This is a genomic window from Rhodococcus sp. P4_B6 (assembly GCF_056402215.1).
In genome coordinates, this window is the sequence record NZ_JBFUHV010000027.1 from 1 (window position 1) to 20,228 (window position 20,228).

Genomic DNA, 20,228 nt, shown 5'->3' on the forward strand with positions numbered 1-20,228 from the left:
GGGGACCGGGGCTGCCTGCGCGACACCCGCGACCGCCGGGGCCTCACCCGCCGCGGCGGCGACCTCGGCCGGTGGGATGCCGTTGGCGATGACGCCGTCGATGCCCTTGAAGAACACCCCGGCCATCTTCTTCGCGACGCCGGTGATCATCCGCTGCCCGACGCCGCCGACCATGCCGCCGACGACGGCGTCCGCGTCGTAGCTGAGCAGGGTGCCGCCGTCGCGTTCCTCGAGCCGCACCGTCACGTCGGCCTTGACGGTGCCGGGCGCACCGGCTCCGGACGCCGTCATCACGAACGACTGGGGCCGATTCTGCTGCGACAGAATCACTTCGCCGTCATAGGTGCCCTTGATGGATGCGACGCCCGCGGTGATGGACAACTTGTAATGGTTGTCGCTGACCTGCTCGAGGGACTGCACCCCGGGAATGGTGGCCGCGAGGACCTTTCCGTCCTGCAGGTTGTCGTACACGGCCTCCGGCGGTGCGGTCAGTAGGGCGGTGCCTGCGATTCTCATTCGTTCTCCTTGCTCTGTGACGACGCGTGCGCGAGGCGAAGCTCGAACAACTCCGAAGGGGATATCGGCATGGATGTGATCGGGATGCCTTCCGCGTCCTCGATCGCGGCGGCGATGACGGCGGACGTCGGAATCACGCCCGCCTCGCCCGCACCCTTCATACCGAGGGGATTGAGGCCGGATGGGGTGACGGTGTGGTCCATCTCGAGCGAGTCGGGCATCTCGGTGACGAACGGCATCAGGAAGTCCATGTACGACGCGTTCAGCATCTGGCCGTGCTCGTCGTAGACGATCTTCTCGTACAGCGCGCCGCCGACCCCCTGCGCGACCGCGCCCATGACCTGGCCCTCGACGATCCGCGGGTTGATGACGTTGCCGCAGTCGTGGATGACGGCGTACCGCCGGACGTGGATTTCCGCCGTCACCGGATCGGTTTCGACGATCGCCGCGTGCACGCCGGACGCGAACGTCGACGTCGGGGGCGAGTAGTAGCCGGTGGCCTCGAGCCCGGGTTGTTCACCTTCCCGGACCGGCGGAATCGTCATGTCCGTGTCGGCTTTCGCGAATCCGGTGGCCTGCCGCGACGCGTCGTCGAACGCGTAGCGCAGCGGGTTCGACAGCACGGCGACCACGCCCAGCGAGATGGAGGTGCCCTCGGCGCCGGGCAGCGTGCCGATCTTGCACACGTGCCCACCGCGAAGTTCCAGTTCGGCGGGATCGAGGTTCAGCGCGTCCCCGGCGATCTTGCGGGCCTTCTCCGCGACCATCTGCGCGGCCACGTGGAACGCCGACCCGGACATCACGGCGCCGCGGGACGCGAACGTGCCGACGGCATAGCCGAATCGGCGGGTGTCGCCGGTGACGATCTCCACGTCGGTGACCGGCACGCCGAGGTCGTCCGCGACGATCTGCGCGAACGCCGTCTGGTGGCCCTGCCCCTGAGTGGTCAGACCCGTTGCGGCCTTCACCTTCCCGGACGTTTCGACGAGGACGTGGGCGCCCTCGTACGGGCCCGGCCCGGTTCCCTCCACGTAGGCGCCGATCCCGATGCCCACGGCCCGGCCCTCGGCCTTCGCCTGCTTCTTGTACTCGGCGAACCCGTCCCAGTCGATGAGCTTCTTCAGCTTGTCGATCCCGGCCTGGTAGTCGCCGGTGTCGTAGATCAGCGGGCGGCCGTCCTGGAACGTGAGATGGAAGTCGTACGGCATCTCCTCGGGCCGGATGAAGTTGTGCTCGCGGACCTCGATGACGTCCTTGCCGAGATACTTCGCGATCGCGTCCATCGCCCGTTCCATCGCGAACACGGCCTGCGGGCGCCCGGCGCCGCGGTAGGGCGTCACGATGACGGTGTTCGTGTACAGCGAATACGCGTCCACCCGGAACGACTTCGGCTTGTACGGCCCGAGCACCTGCGTCGACGTGTTCAGCATGACGATGATGCCGTACGGCAGGTAGGCGCCGTTGTCGTGCCAGAACGTGAAGTCGAACGCGAGGAGGGTGCCGTCGTCGTCGAATCCGACCGTCACCTCCTGGATCTGGCCGCGTTCGTGCGCGCTCGACACGAAGTGCTCGCGCCGGTCCTCGACCCATTTGACCTCGCTCGAGATGCCCGCCGTCCCGAGCCGCCGCGCGGCCCAGGTGACCATGACCTCCTCCGGCCACGGGTGGACGATCTTGACACCGAAGCCGCCACCGACGTCGGGGGCGATGCAGTGGACCTTGTTGTGCGCCATCTTCAGCCGGGCCGCGATCGCGGCACGCGCCGACGTCGACGTCTGAGTCGACGTCCAGAACGTGAGCGCCTGCTCGTCGGTGTCCCAGCGCGCGTAGACGCCCTTGCCCTCCATCGGCATCGCCGCCGACCGCTCGATCTCGAGGTTCAGCGTGAGCCGGTGCGGTGCGTTCGCCAGTTCCGCGTCCACGTCGCCGAATCCGTGCTGCAGGTGCGCCGCGACGTTGTCGGGGACGTCCGCGTGCACGGCGTTGTCCGCCTGCCGTGCCACGTCGATACCCACGACCGGCGGGAGCATTTCGTACGTGACGTCGATCTTGGCGCACGCGTCCTCGGCGATGTACCGGCTGTCGGCGACGACCATCGCGATCGCCTCACCGACGTGGTTGACCTCGTCCTTGGCGAGCGGATACCCGTTGCGCGGGGCGGTGATCGCCGGGTGCGGGATCAGGAGGGGCAGGTTCTCGGCCATCTCCGGGGAGTCGTCCGCGAGGTCGTCGTACGTGTAGATCGCGTGCACGCCGGGCAGATCCAGGGCGGCGTCGATGTCGATGCCGGTGATCCGGGCGTGCGCGTGCGGTGACCGGACGAACGCGGCGATGAGCGCGTTGTGGCCCAGGTCGTCGAGGTAGCGGCCGTTGCCGGACAGCAGACGGGCGTCCTCGGTGCGGGGAATCGGTTTGCCGAACAGCTTCTCGGATTCGGCGGTGTCCCGTCCGGTGCGCTTCGTGCCTGCCGGCGCGGTGCGGGGTTTCGTGACGCTCATGCTCTCCCTGCCCTTCCCCCGACGGGGTTGGTGGTGCCGCGGACCTTCGGATCGAGTGACGCGCGGGCCGACTCGTCGTCCTTGCCGAGCGGGAATTCGCCCGAACGCTCCCGCTTGATCTCCGCGGCGCGCAGCACGGCCGCCCGGATGTTCTGGTAGCCGGTGCACCGGCAGAGGTTGCCGGCGATCGCGTCGGTGGCTTCCTCGCGGGTGGGCGAGTCGTTCTCCTCGAGGAACGCAGCGATGGTCGTGACGAACCCGGGAGTGCAGAACCCGCACTGCAGGCCGTGGCAGTCGATGAACGCCTGCTGCACCGGATGCAGCGTGCCGTCGGGTTCGACGAGACCCTCGACGGTGGTGACCTCACGGCCCTCGAGGCTCGCGGCGAGCACCAGGCACGACCGCACCGGCTTGCCGTCGAGCAGCACGGTGCAGGCGCCGCACACGCCGTGCTCGCAGCCGACGTGGGTTCCCGTCTGGCGCAGATGGTGCCGGATCGCGTCGGACGCGAGCGTCCGCGACGGCAGCAGCACCGTCTGCGTCACCGCGTTGAGCGTGAACGTCACCGCGACGTGCTGTTCGCCCGTCTCCTCCTGTAGCTCGGCGAGTTGCTCGTCGATGCTGGTCGTTGCCTTTGCCATGGTCATCTTCCTCCCGCCGACGCGTGCACGGCGGCACCGTCGAGCACTGCATCCTGCGCGGCCGCGAACCCGACCCGTGCGGTCAGCGCCGCCACCAGTTGCGACCGGTACCGCGCCGTGGCGTGGATGTCGGGTTCGGTGTCGATCCGTTCCCGCGCGAACTCGGACAGATTCCGCCACAACGGGTCCCGGTCGTCCGTCGCGGACGCGCCCTGGAGGATGTCCGTGTAGTCGACGACCTCACCGAGTTCGCCGGCCGACACGTACGTCATCCGGGCCTCGGCCACGACGCCGTCCTCGACCCGCACCTGCGCCGCGACCCCGACGAGTGCGTAGTCGCCGTGTCTGCGGGCGATCTCGTCGATCGCCGTCCCGACACCGGGCTCGGCGGCCGGGACGGTGACACTGGTCGCGATCTCGTCCGCCTCGAGGGTGCTTTCGAGCGGCCCGGCGAACAGGTCGGTCGACCGGATCTCCCGGACCCCGCGCACCGAGCGCACGGTGATCGAGCCCCCGAGCAGCGCGAGCACGGCCGGCATCTCGGCGGACGGGTCGGCGTGCACGATGGACCCGACCGTCGTGCCGCGGTTGCGGATGGTCGGGTGCGCGACGAGACGCAGCCCGCGGCCGATCAGCGGCTGCACCTGGGCGGCGCCGCGGTCGGCTTCGAGCACCGAATGCGTGGTCAGGGCGTCGAACGTGACACCGAGGTCGCGTGACGACGACACCGCGTCCAGCCGGGGGATCGACCCGATGTCGACGAGGTGCGCCGGCGCGGCCAGCCGCATCGAGAGCAACGGGATCAGCGACTGCCCGCCCGCGAGCACCTTTCCCTCGTGAGCCACGTCCGCGAGGATCTGACAGGCCTCGTCGATCGACCGAGGTCGGTGATAAGTCAGTGGCGACGGTTTCATTCCTCAGATCCTGCCCGTATCGTACGCTCGACGTTTCGTGAACTAGTGACAAACCTCACGTGCTGACGCTGGCAGATCACGTGAGCTGACCGACCCGGTCCGGGACCGTTCCGTCGTCGGTGGTCGGCTTCGGGTGGTGACGGCCGGTGCCTGCGTCGTCGGGGTTGTCGGCGTCCTTCGGGGCGATGACGCGGCACAGGTGGTACATCCCGATCACCACGATCGTGCCGAGCGCGATGCCGCTGAGGGAGAAGCTGTCGCTGAACGTCAGCTCCACGTCACCGATCGCGATGATCAGGCCCGCCGCGATGGGCATCAGGTTGAGCGGATTACCGAAGTCGACGCCGTTCTCCTTCCAGATCTTCGCGCCGAGCAGGCCGATGATCCCGTAGAGCACAACCGTGATTCCGCCGAGCACGCCGCCGGGGGTCGCGGAAATGACGGCACCGAACTTGGGGGAGAAGCCCAGCAGCATCGCGATCACCCCGGCCGCGGCGTACGCGGCGGTCGAGTACACCTTGGTCGCGGCCATGACGCCGATGTTCTCCGCGTACGTCGTCGTGGGGGATCCGCCGACGCTGGTAGCAATGGTGGTGGCCAGGCCGTCGCCGATCAGGGCGCGTCCCATCATCGGGTCGAGGTCGGTCTTGGTGATCTCCGCGACGGCCTTGACGTGTCCGGCGTTTTCCGCGATCAGGGCGATGACACCGGGCAGCACGAGGACGATGAACGTGAGACTGAACGACGGCGCGTGGATGCCGACGATGCCGTTCGCCTCGTCGGAGAACGGCGGAAGCCCGATCCACGACGCCGAGGAGACGCCGTCCCAGTTGACGCGGAAGTGCTCGGTGACCGCGCCGGCGACCGGGTCGTACGACGTGATCATGCCGGTCGTCAGGTCGAGCACCCACGACAGCACGTAGCCGAACAGCAGGGTCAGGAAGATCGCGACCCGCCCGAGGAATCCGCGCAGCGCGACGCTCGCCACCACCAGCACGACCATCACCGTCAACGCGACCCACTGGTCCTGGGGCCAGTACGTTCCGGCGACCACCGGGGCCAGGTTGAACCCGATCAGCATGACGACGGCGCCGGTGACCACGGGCGGCAGGATCTTGAACACCACCCCGCCGCCGAGGAAGTGGATCAGCACGCCGATCCCGGCGAGCACGAGACCCGACACCAGGATCGCGCCCGTCACCTGCGCGGACGTGCCGCCCTGGGCACGGATCGCGGCGATGCCGCCGACGAATGCGGCCGACGTCCCGAGGTAGCTGGGAATCCGGCCCTTGACGACGAGCAGGAAGAAGAGCGTGCAGAATCCCGACATCATCACGGCCAGTTGAGGATTGAGGCCCATGATGATCGGGAAGACGAACGTGGCCCCGAACATCGAGACCACGTGCTGCCCGCCCAGCCCGATCGTGCGGCCCCAGCTGAGCCGTTCGCTGGGGGTGACGACCTCCCCGGGTGCGATGGTCTTGCCATCTCCGTGCAGTGTCCAGATAGGCATAGGGGGACCTTTCAGACAGGTGGCGGTGCAGGGGTGCCGGCGGGCCGCTTCTGGCGATGTGCCGCACGTCACAATTACACCTCGATAGGAGGGAAACGTTATTACAGCGTCAGCCACCCGGCGTGAGAAGAATCTGCCAGGGCGTGCCCGGCGAAATTGGCAACTTTAGGAATTGATGCCGCGCATCGCCATGATCTTGAGGGCGAGCGACAGGTCGAGGCGCAATTCGGGGTGATCGGTGAACGACCCGAGCATCTTCTCCAGCTTCACCACCCGGTACCGCAGGGTGTTGTAGTGAAAGTGGAGTTGACGTGCGGTTTCGGCGATGTTGATGTTGGTGGCGAGCAGCACCTCGAGGGTGCGCCGCATGTCCTGCGCCTCCGCTGTGTCCGCGGTCAGTTCGCGCAGCGTCTCGCTCGCGAACGACTCGAGTTCACGGTCGTCCTCGACGAGACTCAACAGCCGGTACACGCCGAGGTCGTCGAAATGCGTCACCGCCCAGGCGCCGGTGATCTGCCGTCCCACCTTCAGCGCGGTCCGAGCCTGACCGTAGAGGGCGGGGATGCCGTCCACCGAGTCCGTCGGCCGGGAAACGCCCACCCCGAACGGGCGGCGACCGCCGCCACCGGCGCCGCGCACAGTGGCGACGAGTTCGTGGACGAGGTTCATCGTGTCGGTGCCGACACCCATGAGGATCACCGTCTCGGTTGCCAGCGCGGTGACGGCGGCGCCCTGGTCGCGGCCCGCGACGGCGCTGGTGAATGCCCGCGCCTGCCGCTCGACGAGCGGCATCCGGGTGGGCATCGACGGTTCGTCCTCGCCGACCGGGTCGGGTTCGATCACCACGACCACCACGGGGCGGTCCAGGTCCCAGCCGAACGTCTTGGCGTGCGCGACCACGTGCTCGTGTTCGCCGCCGCGGCCGAGCAGCAGGTCGCGCACGAAGTTCGCGCGGTGCTTCTCCTCCACCGAGGAGACGACCAGTTCGCGGGCCACCACCAGGGCGCACACCGCGGCCGCCTGCTCGACGAGGTACAGGTCCTCGCTGCGCAGCGCGCGTCCGGTGCAAGAGTGCACCAGCCGCCCGTGGTCGATGCCGTTGGCCGAAATCGCTGATACCGCGATGGACTCGTCGCCCAGCCGGTGCAGGCCGAGCCCGCCCTCCGTGGAATCGGTGCGGACCCGTCCGGTGGAGTCGAGCGCTGCACTCGATGCCAGCCGGCTCAGTTCCGACTCGTCGCCCGCCCGGCACAACTGACGTCCGTCGGGTGTCGTGATCAGCACCGCCCCGCCCAATTCGGCGGCGACGGCGACGGACAGTTCGGCGAACCCGCCGCCTGCCATCACGACGTCGACGAGCACCCGCCGCAGCCGGTCCGCCTCGAACACGGCGTCGACCTGCCGGGCCGACAACTCCGCGAGAGCCGCCGCCAGCGGATGTGCCTGCGAGTACAGGTCGGCGACCACGACGACCGGAAGCCCGAGTTCGTCGGCCGCATCGGACATCTCGGCCGGCAGCGGCGCGGTGGGGTCGTCGAGGCGCACGGCGAGCCCAGCGACACCTCGCCGGTCGAGCCGGGCCAGGAACGCGTCGATCGGCTCGACCAGCCGGCCGAGAACCGCGGTCGTGGTGATCAGCAACTGTCCGGTCCGGAGCCACGGTCCGATGCCCGGCACCGCCATCACGGCGATGTTCGACACCTCACGCGAGGTGCCGCTCTCGCCGGCGACGAGGGTCGGGGAGACGAGCAGATCGGATGCCAACACGTCGGCGAGCGGTTGCGGCGCAACGCCCGGACCAGGCCCGTTGCCGGTGTCGGCGGCTGCGCGGAACCCGGGAGCGGAACTACCGGCATCCCTCGTCGTCACTGCAACACCCTGCTCACCTGATCCGACACTCGCCCCGGATGGCGCGAAAGCCTGACCTTAAGTCTCGACCCGAATACCCGTCAAACGTCGCTCACGCGGTGCACTCGAGCGGACGGCCGGTCCCGGCGGGCGCGTCACGGTGGATCGGACCGCTCAGCTGCTGGAGCTCGAGGCCCGTGGTTCCGCGGGTCGTCTTCATCATCTCGGCGAGGATCGACACCGCCGTCTCCTCGGGGGTGCGGGCACCCAGGTCGAGGCCGATCGGCGAATGCAGCCGCGCCAGCTCCGCCGCGGTCGTCCCCTGTTCGCACAGCAGCGCGACCCGGCGCTCGTGTGTGGCCCGACTGCCCATCGCGCCGATGTACGCCGCGTCCGATCGCAGGGCCAGTTTCAGCAGCGGGATGTCGAATTTTTCGTCGTGGGTGAGCACGGCCAGGACGGTCCGGTGGTCGACCGGTGCGGTCTCGAGGAACCGGTGCGGCCACATCACGACGACGTCGTCGGCGTCCGGGAACCGGGCGCGCGTCGCGAACACGGCGCGGGCGTCGATCACCGTGACGTGGTAGCCGGCGAACGCGCCCAGCGTGCACATGGCGGCGGCGAAGTCGATGGCCCCGAAGATGTACATCCGCGGTGGCGGCGCGAAGATCTCGACCATGCACACCGTCTCGGACCGCAGCTGATACACCTGCGACTCACCGGCCTCGAGCCGCCGGCGGACGCTGTCGACGTCGGCGCCGGGCAGGTCGAGGTCGCCCACCGGCCCGTCGCCGGTGATCACGCAACGCCGGGTCCGCGATCCGTCGCCGGTTTCCGTCACGACGGCGATCGATTCGCCGCCGCGGATGCGCCGCGCCGCGTCCGCGAAACCCGGGAAGTCGTGCCGCCCGATGCGCTGGACGAACACTTCGATGGTGCCACCGCACGTCAGTCCGACCCCGATCGCGTCGTCGTCGGCCACACAGAACACCTCGGTGCGGCTCCGCCCGTCGGCCAGCACGTCCCGCGCCGTCTCGTACAGCGTGCTCTCGACGCACCCACCGGACACACTTCCGAGCACCTCACCGGATTCCGACACGGCCATCGCCGCGCCCGGCGCCCGCGGGGACGACTTCCAGGTGCGCACCACCGTAGCGAGCGCGAACGTCTCGCCGCGGTCGAACCACGATTCCAGGCCCGTCAGGATGTCGCGCATCGTCTCGTCCTCCTCGGGTGCTTCTTCGGGTAGCTCACGCTAACCGGCCGTGACCTGCCGTCGCGGCACACAATGCGCCGAAATCCCCAGCGGCCGCTTGTGCATTCTCGCCATCGCTATCGACCGGCGAGTCCGCAATTCTCGGACGGTCCCCTTCCTTCTCAGAGAACCGAGGATCCACCATGAACCAGTTGCTCAGCGGGATCCGGGTCCTCGACCTCACACGGGCCCTCGCCGGACCGCTGTGCACGGCACTGCTGTCCGATTTCGGCGCCGACATCATCAAGGTCGAGACCCGTTCCGGTGGCGACAGTTCCCGGCAGTGGCCGCCGTTCGACGGCAGCGACAGCCTCTACTTCACCTCCGTCAACCGTGGCAAACGTTCGGTCGCTCTCGACATGCGTAGTGAGCAGGGCCGGAAACTGCTGCGCCGCATTGCCGTCGGCGTGGACGTCATCGTGGAGAACTTCCGTCCCGGCGTTCTCGCGGAGATGGGACTCGACCAGGAGTCGCTCGCCGCGGACAATCCCGGGGTGATCGTGATGAGCGTCAGCGGTTTCGGCCCGACCGGTCCCGAGCAGTTCTCGCCGGGACTCGATCAGGTCGCGCAGGGCATGTCGGGGCTGATGTCGGTGACCGGCGCCGGTGACCACACGCCGATGCGCGTCGGGATCCCGATCATCGACACGGTGTCCGGTATCTATGCGGCGCTGGGCATCACGGCGGCACTCGTGGCCCGGGGGCGGGACGGTGCGGGTCATCACGTGCAGACGTCCCTGCTCGAATCGGCGCTGTCGATCATGTCGTTCCAGGCCCAGGACTACCTGAGCACCGGACGCGTCGCGGAGCCGAACGGGAACACGCACCCCACGATCACGCCGTACGGCACGTTCGACACCGCCGATTTCCCGATCATCATCGCGACCGGCTCGGACAAGCACTGGGACTCGCTGTGCCAGGTTCTCGGGGATCCCGCCCTCGCCGACCGGCCCGAATACCGCACCGGCCAGTCACGACTCGCGCACCGGGACCAGCTCACCAAGGAACTTCTCGAACTGCTGTCCGTGCGTCCGGCCGCCGAATGGGTGACGCTGATTCGCGCGGCGGGCATCCCGTGCGGTCCCGTCCACACGATCGATCAGGCGTTCGCCGACCCGCAGGTGCAGGCCCTGAAGATGGTGCAGCCCGTGGCCACCCCGGACGGCGGTGAGGTGCCGCTGGTCCGGAGCCCGTTCTGGGTCGACGAGGAAACCCTGCCGATCCGGAATGCGCCACCGATGGTGCTGGGGCAGGACACGGCGGAGGTGCTGGGCGAATTCGGGTTGAGCGAAGCAGACATCGAGGGTCTGCGTCGCGACCACGTGATCTGACACCTGGCCGTGGTCGCCTCACAACCGGGCGGCCACGGCCAGCGCGACGTGCTCGCACCACGGCCGCGCGACGACCTGCACGCCGATCGGCAACCCCGACTTCGTGATTCCCACCGGAACGACGACGGACGGCAGACCCGTCACACTGATCGCGCGGCAACTCGCCAGGGCCTGAGCCCACGTGAGAGACTGCCCACCGACGTCGAACAGTTCTTCGCCGAGCGGCGGCGCCGGAATCGAGGCGACGGGAAGGACGAGGACGTCCCCCATCTCGCCGAGCAGCCGGTGCACCAGTTCCGATCGCCGCGCCCACAGCCGTTCGACCCCGCGCCGGTCCACGTCCCGCCCGTCGGCGAGCATCGCCGCGATGTTCGCCCCGAAGCCGGTGCCGAGTTCTTCGATGTCGGTGTGGGTTTCGACGGACCGCAACTTCCCGAACAGGTCGTTCCCCTCCGCCAGCGCCGCACCCCGGTACGGGCGGGCACCGAGTTGCCGGGCGACACCGGCGACGGCCGCGACGATCTCCTCGTCYACCGGGACGGTCCCCTCACCGGGTGCCCACGTGACGTCGAGACGTGGGAGGTCCACCGTGCCCGGGTCGGTCCACCGATATTGCCGGGACGAGAGCACCCGCAGCACGAGGGCCGCGTCGTCCAGCGTCCGCGCCATCGGACCGATCGTCTGCAGCGTGCCGTGCATGGTCGCCGGATTGGTCAGCAGGTGATCGCCCGACGGGACACCGGGATACTGGCCGTCGGGGTCGACCCGGCCGACGGTCGGGCGGACGGAGCGCAGTCCCGTGCAGTGCGCGGGCCAGCGCACCGAACCGCCGAAGTCGGTACCGAGGCCGACCACGCTCATCCCGGACGCGATCGCCGCCGCCTCGCCGCCGCTCGACCCGCCGGGTGAGCGGGGTACGCCGTCGGGCCGGAGTGGGTTCACGGTGTACCCGAACAGGTCGTTGTGCGTGAGGCCGCTGGCCCCGAACTCCGGGGTGTTCGTCTTCCCGACGAGGATCGCGCCGGCCGCCCTCATCGCGGCCACCGCGGGGGCGTCGACAGAAGGCACGTTGTGCTCGAGCGCGCGCGATCCCGCCGTCGTCCGGACACCCGCGGTCGCGATCAGGTCCTTCACCGTGAACGGCACCCCGGCCAGCGGACCGACGTCCTCACCTCGGCCGATCCGGCTGTCGAGGTCGTCGGCGGCCCGGATCGCCTGGTCCTCGGCGACGGTGACGACGGCGTTCAGCTCCGGGTTCCGCGCCTTGATGTGCGCCAGGTGGTCGTCGAGCACCTCGCTCGCGGACACCTCCCGGCTCGTCACGGCGCGGGCGATCGTCCGCGCGTCCGAGCCGACCCAGCTGCCGTCGTTACCCCACACATGTCCTCCTCGGCTCGTGCTCAGGGGTCGACGCTAGACATCCCCGGACCCGCCGCACACGGCCAGTGTCCACAGGAATGCGGAGCCCGACCTGTGAAGAGTTGATACTTCGCCGCGCTACCGGCTCTGGGAGGATCGGATGATGCTCTCGCCCTGGGTCCGCCTTGCCGTCGCGCTGTTCGCGGTCAGCTGGGGAGCCAACCAGTTCGCCCCGATGCAGCTGGTCTACCGCGAGCATCTCGGTCTCGGGAGCGGTTCGTTCACCGCGATGCTCGCGTCGTATGTCGTCGGTCTGATCCCTGCGCTGCTGTACTTCGGGCGCGTGTCCGACCGGTTCGGCCGGCGCGCGGTGATCCGTCCGATGATCCCCGTCGGCATCGTCTCCTCCCTAGTCCTGATCGCGGGAGCCGCCGTCCCCGACCTGCTCTATCTGGGACGGGTGCTGGCCGGACTCGCCTCCGGCATGGCGTTCGGCGCCGGCACCGCCTGGATGAAGGAACTCAGCTCCACGTCGCCGGCCGGGGCGGGTGCGCGCCGCGCCGCCATGTCGCTGTCCGCGGGATTCGGCTGCGGAGCGCTGTTCGCCGGCGTGATCGCGCAGTGGCTCCCCGAGCCGGAACTGCTCCCGTATCTGGTGCACATCGTGTTGATGGTCGGCGCCCTGGCACTGGTGTGGTCGGTGCCCGATGCGCGGGTCCGCGCGACGGACCTCGTCGCCAAGCCCCTGTCGGCGCTCGCGACCTCCCGGTTCCGGTGGGGCATCGCGCCCTGGGCGCCGTGGGTGTTCGGGGTGGCGACCGTGTCGTTCGCGACGCTTCCGCCGCTCGTGTCCGAGTCACTGCGCTCCACCTCGGTGGCGTTCACCGGTCTCGTCGCGGCACTGACCCTGATCACCGGGGCGGTGATCCAGCCGTGGGCCAAACGGTGGTCGCAGCAGGACGACGCCACCGGGATCCGGGTCGGCATCGTGCTCGGGGTGCTGGGTTTCGGGGCCGCGACCGTGGTCGCGTATACGCACGGTGCGCTGCCGGTGGTCGCGATCGTCGTCGCGGCCTTCCTTCTCGGATCCTGCTACGGGATCCTGCTCGGGTCCGGTCTCGCATCCGTCGAGAAGCTGTCGCCGGAAGACGAACTCGCGCAGACCGTGGCGGTGTTCTACTGCCTGATCTACGTCGGCTTCGCCGTCCCGTTCGTCATCTCACTCCTCGCCCCGCACGTCGGCTACGCCGCCTGTTTCGCGGGGGCGGCGCTGCTGATGCTGGCGTCCGTGGCCGTGGGCCGCAAGGCGAAGGATCCGCACCTCACCCCCACGTGAGTGGCAAAGTGTGCCCGGGCACGCTTTGCCACTCACCTGGGGTCAGCGGGTGCTGAACCCGCCGTCGACGACCAGTTCGGAGCCGGTGACGAAGCTGGCATCGTCGCTGACGAGGTAGGCGACGGCCGCGGCGAGTTCGGTGGGATCGGCGCGTCGACCGAGGGGCGTTTCCGGCACGACCCCGCCGTCGGGCTCCTGGGCGTTGATCGGGGTGCTGACACCGACGGGGACGAGGGCGTTGACCCGGATGCCGTCCGGAGCGAGCTCGAGTGCCGCGGTACGGGTCAGCCCGAGCATGCCGGCCTTGCTGGCGGCGTAGGCGGCATAGCCGATGGCGCCGGACGGGCCGAAGATCGAGGAAGTATTGACCACTGCGCTCCCGGTTCCTTTGCGCAGGAGCGGGATCAGGGTCCTCAACCCCAGGAAGGCGCCGGTGAGATTGACCGAGAGCACCCGGTTCCACACGTCGAGGCCGAGGTCTTCGAGCGGGGTGACGTCGACGATCCCCGCGTTGTTGACCAGAATGTCGAGCCGGCCGTGCTTCGCATCGAGCAGCCGATAGGCGGCGTCCCAGTCGTCGGGCGTGGAGACGTCGAGGTGCAGGTAGGTTGCGTCGAGGCCCTTGGCTCGGAGTTCTTCGGCGGTGCGGGCTCCGTCGTCGTCGAGGACGTCGGCGAGGAAGACGACGGCACCTTCACCGGCCAGCCTGTAGGCGTGGGCGGCGCCTTGACCTCGCGCACCGCCGGTGACGAGTGCGACGCGGTTCGTGAGACGGTGGGAAATTCCATTGCCGGAGGTAGGCACGAAAAGTCCTTTCGGTGGTGGGGTCGGGGACGGATCACACGACTCCTTGCGCGAGCATGGCGTCGGCGACACGGATGAATCCGCCGATGGCGGCGCCGGCGACGTAATTGTCTGCGTCGTCGGTGTAGGTGGCCGCGGTGGCCCGGGTGTGATCGTGGATGTCCCGCATGATGTTTTCGAGGCGGCTCTCGGTTTCCGCCCACGTCCACGACGTCCGGGCGGCGTTCTGCTGCATCTCCAGGGCGGAGGTGGCCACACCCCCGGCGTTCGCCGCCTTGCCGGGACCGAAGAGGACGCCGGCGTCGCGGAACAGTGCGACCGCCCCCGGGGTGCACGGCATGTTCGCACCCTCGGAGACGGCCTGAACTCCGTTGCGAATCAAGGCGGTTGCGTGCTGTTCGCCGAGTTCGTTCTGGGTGGCACACGGAAGGGCGACATCGCAGGGCAGGTCGAAGACGGAACCGGTCGTGACGTAGGTGGCGGACCGGCGTTCGGCGGCATACGCGGACAGCCGGGCCCGCCGGACCTCCTTGACGTCCTTGACGTCCTTGAGCAGGTCCACATCGATGCCGGCGTCGTCGACGACGAAGCCGCCCGAATCGGAGCAGGCGATCACGGTGGCCCCGAGTGCATGGGCCTTCTCGATCGCGTAGATCGCCACGTTGCCCGAACCCGAGACCACCGCGCGGCGGCCTTCGAGCGTCCCGCCGCGGGTGGCCAGCATCTCGCGCAGGAAGTACACGGCCCCGTACCCGGTGGCTTCGGTCCGCGCATGGGATCCGGCCCACCCGACGCCCTTCCCGGTGAGCACGCCGGCTTCGAAACGGTTCACGATGCGCTTGTACTGTCCGAACATGTAGCCGAGTTCCCGGACACCGACGCCGATGTCGCCGGCCGGCACGTCGGTGTGCTCGCCCAGGTGGCGGTAGAGCTCGGTGACGAACGACTGGCAGAACCGCATGATCTCGGCGTCGCTGCGCCCGGCCGGGTCGAAGTCGCTGCCACCCTTACCGGCGCCGATGCCCTGCCCGGTCAAGGCGTTCTTGAAGATCTGCTCGAAGCCGAGGAACCGGATGACTCCGAGGTCGACGGTCGGGTGGAAGCGGAGTCCACCCTTGAACGGCCCGAGGGCGCTGTTGAATTCGACCCGGTATCCGCGGTTGACCTGTACCTGTCCGGTGTCGTCGACCCACGGAACGCGGAACATCACCTGGCGTTCGGGTTCGCAGAGCCGTTCGAGGATCCGCGCCTCGACGTACTCGGGATGCCGGTCCAGGACCGGTCCGAGGGCGGCGAGGACTTCCTCCACCGCCTGATGGAAGACCGATTCCCCGGGGCTGCGATGACGAACGCTACGGAGAACCACGGAAACGTGATCGGTGGAAGGGAGAGTGTCGGTGTCCAGGAGTGTCATTGCTTCCTCCGCAACGAAGTGTCGATAGGGGGTCGGGTTCTACGAGGCGCCGTTCGGGCCGGTGAGGGTGGTGCCGGTGGGGAGGTCCGCAGGGGTCGCGGTGGTCTGCGCCGCCGAGGCCAGCGACTGGTTGCGGGTCTCCTCGGCCCAGAAGAAGCTGATGACGAAGCCGAGGAGGGTGATTGCGGCTCCGATGAGCATGGTGGTGCCCGTGCCCAGCGTGTCCAGCGACACCGGCACCAGGAAGGTCCCGGCCGCTGCACCGACGCGACTGATCGCGGTCGCCAGCCCGACCGCGCTGGCACGGATCTGGGTGGGGAACAACTCGTTCGGGTAGATGAACACCAGGATGTTTCCGGCGCTGTTGATCAGGGTGAACAGGAAGAAGAACACCATGACGAACCAGGAGGGGGCACCGGGCCACACGCCCAACGGCACGAGCGCGAGGGCGCCGAAGAAGAAGCTACCGAGGATCAGGGGCCGCCGTCCCCGCGTCTCGACCCATCGCATCCCGGGAAGTGCACCGAGAACGAAGCCCAGATTCAGGATGATCTGACCGAGAGTTTCCGAGGCACCGTTTCCACTGAAACCCATGTGCGAGAGAATGATCGGCCCGTAGGTGAACAGCGCGAACTGCGGGATCGCGAAGCACATCCAGAACAGTCCGCAGAATACGACGCGTCGCAGGTAGTCGCCGCGCAGCAGTTCGGTGAACCGGCCCGGGCCGGGGGAATCTTCGTCGGCGGCCAGGGTCGCGATCTCCTCGAGGGTGACATTGCGGCCGAGCACGTCCGACACGTGTTCGCGCGCCTCCTCGAGTCGGCCCTTCGCGACCAGCCAACGGGGCGACTCGTGGGCACCCATGCGCAGGAGCAGGACGATGACGCCGAACACCGCGCCGCTCGCCAGCATCCACCGCCACGACTCCGGTCCGTACACGCTCGTCAGCGCGAAGCCGACGAGGTAGGCGACCACCGCACCGACCAACCAGACCACCGACAGCAGGCCGATGATCGCGCCGCGGGACTTCTTCGGAATCCACTCGGTCAGAAGAGATGTCGCGATCGGATAGTCGGCACCCACCGCTGCGCCGATGACGAACCGCAGGGCGATGAGCTGCCACCCGGTTTCGATCCACAGGCAGGCCACGGAGGCGAGGATCATCACCAGCAGGTCGGCGGTGTACATCACCCGTCGGCCGATCCGGTCGGTGACGGGGCCGAAGATCAAGCTTCCGAAGAACAATCCGACAAGCGAGACCGCGCCGGCGAATCCGAGCGTGCTCGCGTCCAGGTCGAGGTCGGCGCTCGCACCCGCGAGGGCGACGCCGACGATACTGAGTAGGTAGCCGTCCAGGAACGGGCCACCGGAACAGGCGACGATCAGCTTCTTGTGGTATCGCGTCAGCGGACTGTCGTCGATGAGATGAGTGGTCATGGTGTGTCCTCGGGGAGGGGAGGTCAGGGGGTTGGCACAGCGTCGGGATGCGCGGTCGCGACGGTCACTTGCCGATGCGGGCGGCGTCGCCGACTGTCGCGGCGTAGGCGTCGAGAAGCCGTTCGGTGTCGGCGATCTGGTCGTTCCAGATGTCGCGGGGGATGTCGATGCGGTCTTCGGCCTCCTGCAGTCGCGCGACGTAGGCGGCGACGTCGGCGCCACCCGGCCCGGCCTGCTCGTGCAGGGTGATCATGCGTTCGGCGATCTCGGACTGCCGGCCGTAGACGGGGATCTGCGGGCCGCGCGGCGCGGCCATTCCGATGTAGTACAGCTTTTCGAGGCCCTGCGGGATGATGCCGCCGGCGTAGCGAAGCGGTCGCTGGTTGCGGCGGGCGATGAGGGCGTCGTCGACGAACGGCACGCTCGGGTGGAACCCGGTGGCCCACAGGATGGTGTCGTACTCCCTCGCCGTGCCGTCCGCGAAGTGGACGGTGTTGCCGTCGAATCGGGAGATGTCGTGGCCGACGACGCCGACCCGGCCGTGGTGGATCCAGTACAGCAGAAGGTCGTTGACGACGGTGGCACCGTCCGCGAGCGTGCGGTGCTTCGGGACCGGCATCCCGGGGTAGTCGGCGTTCTCGCCGATCGACACCCGGGCGAGCAACCGGGCGATCAGGTCCTGTTCGGAGGGTGAGAACTCGGCCATGAACGGCAGTTCCTGGCGCGGGCGGCCGAAGTACATCTTCGGCTGGAAGTACGAACCGTGCCGCACCACGATGTCGGCTTCGAGACGGTGCTGGGCGACGTCGACGGCGAGGTCGCAGCCGGAGTTGCCGGCCCCCACGACGAGCACACGGTTGCCTTCGATATCCCCGACGTTCCGGTAGCTGCCGGAATGAATCTGCTTGCCCGCGAAGGTGCCCGGAACGTGGGGCACCTTGGGGTCCCACAGGTGTCCGTTGGCGATCAGCACGCCGTCGTAGGTGCCGGCGCCGCTGGTGGTCGTGACGTTCCACCCCGCCGATCCGGTGGGGCCGTCGGTGTCCACGGGGGTGACCGACAGGACCTCGGTGTCGAACGAGATCCGCTTGTCGTGCCCCCGGGCACGGGCGTAGGAGGCGATGTAGTCGCGGATCTGGTCGCGCCGCGGGAAGTGCGGGTACTCCGCGGGCATCGGAAAGCCCTCGAAGTGGGTCATGTCGCGGGAGGTGATCAGGTGCAGGGCGTCGTAGTCGGTGTTCCAGTGGCCGCCGACGCGATCACTCTTCTCGTAACAGTCGACCTGGTAGCCACGCTCGGTCAGCACGTTCAGGGCCGAGAGTCCGGCCGCGCCGGCGCCGATGACACAGTAGGAAGTCATGGTGTTCCTTTCGAAGAGGGATCGGACGTCAGCGGATGACATCGCCGCCGGAGAGGACGATGGTTTCGCCGGTCATGAACGCGGCGTCGGGGCCGGCGAGGATGGACACCCAGCGGGCGATTTCCTCGGGTTCGGCCACCCGGCCCAGCGGAATGCCTGCGGCCGCGGCGGCCATCCGGCCGGTTGCCGCGTTGCCGGGTGTGTTGACCCAGCCGGGCGCGATGGCGTTGACGCGAATTCCCTTCGGCGCCAGCTCCAGTGCGAGTTCCTTGGTAATCATCACCACCGCTGCCTTCGAGGCGCCGTAGAGCATCTGTCCCGGCGAGACCGTGAAGGCGTCGACGGACGCGAAGTTGACGATCGCGCCGCGCTGCATGTGCGTCACCGCCTCGGCCGCGACGTTGAGCACGCCGAGGACGTTGACGTCGAACACCGTGCGGTACAGGTCCTCGGTGAAGTTTTCGAGGGTGCTGGGCGGGTAGATGCCGGCAATGTTGGCTACCAGCTCCAGGGACCTCGATCCGTCCGCGAGGTGATCGGCGATCGCGCGGCCGACGGCCTCCCGCGACGTCACGTCGACCTCGACGGTCCGCACCGTCGCACCGGGCGCCTCGAACTCCGTCGCGACGCGGTCGAGGGCGAGGACGTCCCACCCCTCCTTCACCAGAGCGGCCGCCGTGCTCCGTCCCATCCCGCTCGCCGCACCGGTGACGACCGCTGTCTTCACTTCGCCCAGGCCTGCCATCGTGAACTCCTTCGATCGACTTTCGCCGGTGTGTTCCAGCCCACACTCGACTTGCTGTTTCCCCAGTCTGTGCGACGCCTGGGGGCTCGTAAACGGCATAGTCACAGCGCCAGTTCTAGGTTTTACCTATAGATACCGGCGAATGTTGAGCGTTGGGATCGGCGAGGTTACTGCCGTATTTCACGGGGAGCGGGATGTGTCACAGCGATGCCACGACGGGCGGAGGGGCGGCGGTGTCAGCGCCCGTTCTCGCTCGCCGCCGTCCGGGTGGGCCGTCGGCCGCTCCACCCCGAGGCCACACTCTGCAGAGCGGAGATGTGACGGTGGGCCAGGGACATGAACTGCCGGGTCGCCGGGGACAGGCTCCCGCTCGCGTGGGTGACGAACGCGAAACGCTCCTCGTAGGGCGGGTCGAGCGCAACCCACGTCACCTTGTTCGCGCTCTCGTGCGACCGGGCGACGAGATAGGAGACGAGGGTGTCACCGATTCCGTCGGCGGCAAGCTCCATGGCCGCCGACTGGAATTCGACCTCGATGGTGGGCGCCACCTCCACCGACGCCGCCTCGGCGCGTGCCGCGATACTGCGGCGAAGCGGGTCGTCGGCCTGCCACCGGGCCTCCGACAGGATGAGCGTCGCCCGGGACAGATCCTCGATGGAGATCGGCTGCCCCGTTCGGTTCGCGTCGGCGCTCACGTACACCACCTCGTCCACCAGAACGGGGTCGCTCACGGCGAGGCGGGTCTCGTCGATCGGCAGCTGGACGAGTCCCGCCTCGAGATCGCCGTTGCGGACCGCGTTCGCCACCTCGGACGAGTTCAACCCGACGATCTTGACCTTGACCTGGGGGTGCAGCGACCGGAACTCCGTGATCAGCGGTGTGAGGAGGTAACGGTGCGCGCTACTGAACGTGCCGAACGAGACCTCGCCGCCAGTCAGCGTGCGGGCCTCGCGGGCGGTGGCCGCGAGGTCGTCGGCACTGCGCACGGTCTGCCGGGCCAGCGGAATGATCATTCGGCCGACGTCGGTCAGCTGTAGCGTCCGGTTCGTCCTCGTGAACAATTGCGCGCCGATGTTGCGCTCGAGCCGTCGGATCTGCTCGGACAGGCTCGGCTGGGCCACGTGCTCGGCCGCGGCTGCGGCCGAGAAGGATCCGGCCTCCACCGAGCGCAGGAAGTACCGCAGCTGACGCAGAGTCGGCCCTTCGGACATCGGCAGAAACCTTCTCGATAGGAGCTTCCTTGGTCTGGAGTCCCAG

The 20,228-nt window shown here is 68.6% G+C and carries 16 protein-coding genes; 2 read left to right on the top strand and 14 right to left on the bottom strand.

The window, feature by feature from the left end:
- The 7 genes from AC1DWT_RS15710 to AC1DWT_RS15740 form a co-directional block, all read right to left on the bottom strand.
- Window positions 1–516, bottom strand: a 516-nt coding sequence (locus tag AC1DWT_RS15710; RefSeq protein WP_477921290.1) for an SRPBCC family protein, incomplete at its 3' end; no start/stop codon positions are given.
- Complete coding sequence (gene cutA, locus AC1DWT_RS15715; RefSeq protein WP_206014011.1) at window positions 513–3,014, bottom strand: aerobic carbon-monoxide dehydrogenase large subunit; 2,502 nt, start codon at window positions 3,012–3,014, stop codon at window positions 513–515. The genes cutA and AC1DWT_RS15710, both read right to left, overlap by 4 nt.
- Window positions 3,011–3,661, bottom strand: coding sequence for a (2Fe-2S)-binding protein (locus AC1DWT_RS15720; protein WP_083395698.1), 651 nt, complete (start codon window positions 3,659–3,661; stop codon window positions 3,011–3,013). Before AC1DWT_RS15720 ends, cutA begins: the two co-directional genes overlap by 4 nt.
- A complete protein-coding gene (locus AC1DWT_RS15725) occupies window positions 3,658–4,569 on the bottom strand; it encodes an FAD binding domain-containing protein (RefSeq protein ID WP_095861493.1) in 912 nt (303 codons plus the stop codon). The genes AC1DWT_RS15720 and AC1DWT_RS15725 overlap by 4 nt, the downstream gene beginning before the upstream one ends.
- Window positions 4,570–4,645: 76 nt before the next feature.
- The gene (locus tag AC1DWT_RS15730; RefSeq protein ID WP_072945079.1) at window positions 4,646–6,082 is read right to left on the bottom strand and encodes a uracil-xanthine permease family protein; all 1,437 of its coding nucleotides are present in this window, start codon (window positions 6,080–6,082) and stop codon (window positions 4,646–4,648) included.
- Window positions 6,083–6,247: 165 nt separating this feature from the next.
- Window positions 6,248–7,951 carry a PucR family transcriptional regulator gene (locus tag AC1DWT_RS15735; protein ID WP_095861492.1) on the bottom strand — a complete coding sequence of 568 codons (1,704 nt, stop codon included), beginning with the start codon at window positions 7,949–7,951 and terminating at the stop codon, window positions 6,248–6,250.
- A 91-nt stretch (window positions 7,952–8,042) separates the two neighbouring features.
- On the bottom strand, window positions 8,043–9,146 hold the full coding sequence (locus tag AC1DWT_RS15740; RefSeq protein WP_072945077.1) for an XdhC family protein: 1,104 nt from the start codon (window positions 9,144–9,146) through the stop codon (window positions 8,043–8,045).
- Between the two features lie 182 nt (window positions 9,147–9,328).
- Here AC1DWT_RS15740 and AC1DWT_RS15745 point away from each other — a divergent pair, with 182 nt between their 5' ends.
- The gene (locus tag AC1DWT_RS15745) at window positions 9,329–10,516 is read left to right on the top strand and encodes a CaiB/BaiF CoA transferase family protein (protein ID WP_206014012.1); all 1,188 of its coding nucleotides are present in this window, start codon (window positions 9,329–9,331) and stop codon (window positions 10,514–10,516) included.
- A gap of 18 nt (window positions 10,517–10,534) precedes the next feature.
- Here AC1DWT_RS15745 and AC1DWT_RS15750 read toward each other — a convergent pair whose 3' ends face one another.
- Window positions 10,535–11,896 (bottom strand): amidase, encoded by a 1,362-nt coding sequence (locus AC1DWT_RS15750; RefSeq protein WP_206014013.1) that lies wholly within the window; start codon window positions 11,894–11,896, stop codon window positions 10,535–10,537.
- Between the two features lie 142 nt (window positions 11,897–12,038).
- Here AC1DWT_RS15750 and AC1DWT_RS15755 point away from each other — a divergent pair, with 142 nt between their 5' ends.
- The gene (locus tag AC1DWT_RS15755) at window positions 12,039–13,211 is read left to right on the top strand and encodes an MFS transporter (RefSeq protein ID WP_206016088.1); all 1,173 of its coding nucleotides are present in this window, start codon (window positions 12,039–12,041) and stop codon (window positions 13,209–13,211) included.
- Between the two features lie 42 nt (window positions 13,212–13,253).
- Here the strand turns inward: AC1DWT_RS15755 and AC1DWT_RS15760 are convergent, their stop codons facing one another.
- The 6 genes from AC1DWT_RS15760 to AC1DWT_RS15785 form a co-directional block, all read right to left on the bottom strand.
- Window positions 13,254–14,015 (bottom strand): SDR family NAD(P)-dependent oxidoreductase, encoded by a 762-nt coding sequence (locus AC1DWT_RS15760; protein WP_206014014.1) that lies wholly within the window; start codon window positions 14,013–14,015, stop codon window positions 13,254–13,256.
- A 34-nt stretch (window positions 14,016–14,049) separates the two neighbouring features.
- Window positions 14,050–15,429 carry an NADP-specific glutamate dehydrogenase gene (gene gdhA, locus AC1DWT_RS15765; protein WP_206014015.1) on the bottom strand — a complete coding sequence of 460 codons (1,380 nt, stop codon included), beginning with the start codon at window positions 15,427–15,429 and terminating at the stop codon, window positions 14,050–14,052.
- 39 nt (window positions 15,430–15,468) lie between these two features.
- Window positions 15,469–16,866, bottom strand: a complete 1,398-nt coding sequence (locus AC1DWT_RS15770; protein WP_072945071.1) for an MFS transporter — start codon at window positions 16,864–16,866, stop codon at window positions 15,469–15,471.
- Between the two features lie 64 nt (window positions 16,867–16,930).
- Complete coding sequence (locus tag AC1DWT_RS15775; protein ID WP_206014016.1) at window positions 16,931–18,226, bottom strand: flavin-containing monooxygenase; 1,296 nt, start codon at window positions 18,224–18,226, stop codon at window positions 16,931–16,933.
- Between the two features lie 28 nt (window positions 18,227–18,254).
- Window positions 18,255–18,971, bottom strand: coding sequence for an SDR family NAD(P)-dependent oxidoreductase (locus AC1DWT_RS15780; protein ID WP_206014017.1), 717 nt, complete (start codon window positions 18,969–18,971; stop codon window positions 18,255–18,257).
- Window positions 18,972–19,207: 236 nt separating this feature from the next.
- Window positions 19,208–20,182, bottom strand: a complete 975-nt coding sequence (locus AC1DWT_RS15785) for a LysR family transcriptional regulator (RefSeq protein WP_206014018.1) — start codon at window positions 20,180–20,182, stop codon at window positions 19,208–19,210.
- Window positions 20,183–20,228 lie beyond the last annotated feature (46 nt).

Excerpts from the sequence above, each read along its gene's own strand:
- cutA (WP_206014011.1), bottom strand. The coding sequence starts at position 3,014 with ATGAGCGTCACGAAACCCCGCACCGCGCCGGCAGGCACGAAGCGCACC.
- AC1DWT_RS15720 (WP_083395698.1), bottom strand. The coding sequence starts at position 3,661 with ATGACCATGGCAAAGGCAACGACCAGCATCGACGAGCAACTCGCCGAG.
- AC1DWT_RS15725 (WP_095861493.1), bottom strand. The coding sequence starts at position 4,569 with ATGAAACCGTCGCCACTGACTTATCACCGACCTCGGTCGATCGACGAG.
- AC1DWT_RS15730 (WP_072945079.1), bottom strand. The coding sequence starts at position 6,082 with ATGCCTATCTGGACACTGCACGGAGATGGCAAGACCATCGCACCCGGG.
- AC1DWT_RS15740 (WP_072945077.1), bottom strand. The coding sequence starts at position 9,146 with ATGCGCGACATCCTGACGGGCCTGGAATCGTGGTTCGACCGCGGCGAG.
- AC1DWT_RS15745 (WP_206014012.1), top strand. The coding sequence starts at position 9,329 with ATGAACCAGTTGCTCAGCGGGATCCGGGTCCTCGACCTCACACGGGCC.
- AC1DWT_RS15755 (WP_206016088.1), top strand. The coding sequence starts at position 12,039 with ATGCTCTCGCCCTGGGTCCGCCTTGCCGTCGCGCTGTTCGCGGTCAGC.
- gdhA (WP_206014015.1), bottom strand. The coding sequence starts at position 15,429 with ATGACACTCCTGGACACCGACACTCTCCCTTCCACCGATCACGTTTCC.
- AC1DWT_RS15770 (WP_072945071.1), bottom strand. The coding sequence starts at position 16,866 with ATGACCACTCATCTCATCGACGACAGTCCGCTGACGCGATACCACAAG.
- AC1DWT_RS15775 (WP_206014016.1), bottom strand. The coding sequence starts at position 18,226 with ATGACTTCCTACTGTGTCATCGGCGCCGGCGCGGCCGGACTCTCGGCC.
- AC1DWT_RS15780 (WP_206014017.1), bottom strand. The coding sequence starts at position 18,971 with ATGGCAGGCCTGGGCGAAGTGAAGACAGCGGTCGTCACCGGTGCGGCG.
- AC1DWT_RS15785 (WP_206014018.1), bottom strand. The coding sequence starts at position 20,182 with ATGTCCGAAGGGCCGACTCTGCGTCAGCTGCGGTACTTCCTGCGCTCG.